This is a genomic window from Vibrio sp. OPT46 (assembly GCF_015163535.1).
Taxonomy (GTDB): domain Bacteria; phylum Pseudomonadota; class Gammaproteobacteria; order Enterobacterales; family Vibrionaceae; genus Vibrio; species Vibrio alginolyticus.
In genome coordinates this window covers 11,077-12,656 of the sequence record NZ_JADDYG010000648.1, presented here as the reverse complement: position 1 = coordinate 12,656, position 1,580 = coordinate 11,077, and the positions used below count along the sequence as shown (strand labels likewise).

The window sequence follows — 1,580 nt, the reverse complement described above, 5'->3', positions numbered from 1 at the left end:
CTTTACAGCCCAGGCGGTACATGTTTGCAGTCGGGCCACCAAGATCGGAAATTGTGCCGGTAAAGCCTGGAACTTTGTCGCGAATTTCTTCAATCTCGTTGATGATAGACTCTTTCGAACGGTTTTGAATGATTCGACCTTCATGCTCGGTAATCGAACAGAAAGAACAGCCACCAAAGCAACCACGCATGATGTTCACAGACGTCTTGATCATGTCGTACGCAGGAATTTTTGCTTTGCCGTACATAGGATGAGGAACACGCGCGTAAGGCAGGCCAAACACAAAGTCCATCTCTTCGGTCGTCAATGGAATTGGAGCTTGGTTTACCCAAAGTTCACGATCACCATGGCTTTGAAGTAACGCTCGACCAGAGTACGGGTTCGTTTCTAAATGCAGTACACGGCTTGCATGCGCATAAAGAATGCGATCGTTTCTTAGCTTTTCAAACGAAGGTAAACGGACCGCAGTCGTCGCAGCATCGTGGCGTGATGGGCGAATTGTGATTGGTTGTGCAACTGGCTCGTCTTTTTTAGTTTCACACTGAGTTTCTACTTCGTATGGGTTCTTTGGTACGAACGCTTCTTTACGAGGTTTTTCAATACGAGAAGAATCAATAACCGTGTAGCCTTCTGGCGCGACTGGCAAGTTCACGGCAGTACCACGAATATTGGTCATGGTGCTGATGTCTTCGCCGTTTGCGATGCGATGTGCTACTTCGACAAGTGCGCGTTCTGCGTTACCAAAAAGTAGGATGTCTGCTTTTGCATCAAATAGTACCGAACGGCGAACTTTATCTGACCAGTAATCGTAGTGCGCAACACGGCGTAGGCTGGCTTCGATACCACCTAAAACAATAGGTACTTCTTTGTAAGCTTCACGACAACGCTGAGAGTAAACCAAAGTCGCGCGGTCTGGGCGTTTACCACCTTCGTTATTTGGTGTGTACGCGTCATCGTGACGAAGCTTTTTATCCGCGGTGTAACGGTTGATCATGGAGTCCATGTTACCCGCAGTGATCCCGAAGAACAGATTTGGCTTACCAAGTTGCATGAACGCATCTTTATTTTGCCATTCTGGTTGAGCAATGATACCGACACGGAAACCTTGTGCTTCTAGCAGGCGGCCAATGATAGCCATACCAAAGCTTGGGTGATCCACATAAGCGTCACCGGTTACAATGATAATGTCACAGCTATCCCATCCTAGGGCATCCATTTCTTTGCGACTGGTCGGCAAGAAAGGTGCCGTACCAAAACACTCTGCCCAGTATTTTTTGTACTCATGAATAGGAGTGATGTTATTGGTCATATTTTGCTCTCTGTTCCAGGGAGCGCGAATTATAGCGATTTGATTATCAGGTATCTATAACAAACTCATCTATTCAAGCTTAGTTCATCGAGTTTTATTTGGTTTGTAAAAATATCAATGCTCTATCGGCGATTTTCTGTCTAATTTCACCTTGAAAGCCTCATGGTTATAGATCGGTTCATGAAAAATGTCGCAATCTTAATACAAGGCATAAGCAATGGTGTGCTTATATGGGGTAAAGCCTATAATCAAATTAGTGCATATTAAATGC

The 1,580-nt window shown here is 45.3% G+C and carries 1 protein-coding gene; it reads right to left on the bottom strand.

All coding sequences use genetic code 11. From position 1 onward, the window contains the following. A partial coding sequence (locus IQR33_RS34235) for a YgiQ family radical SAM protein (RefSeq protein ID WP_228014110.1) occupies positions 1-1,309 on the bottom strand: 1,309 nt, incomplete at its 3' end. Positions 1,310-1,580: the final 271 nt, after the last annotated feature.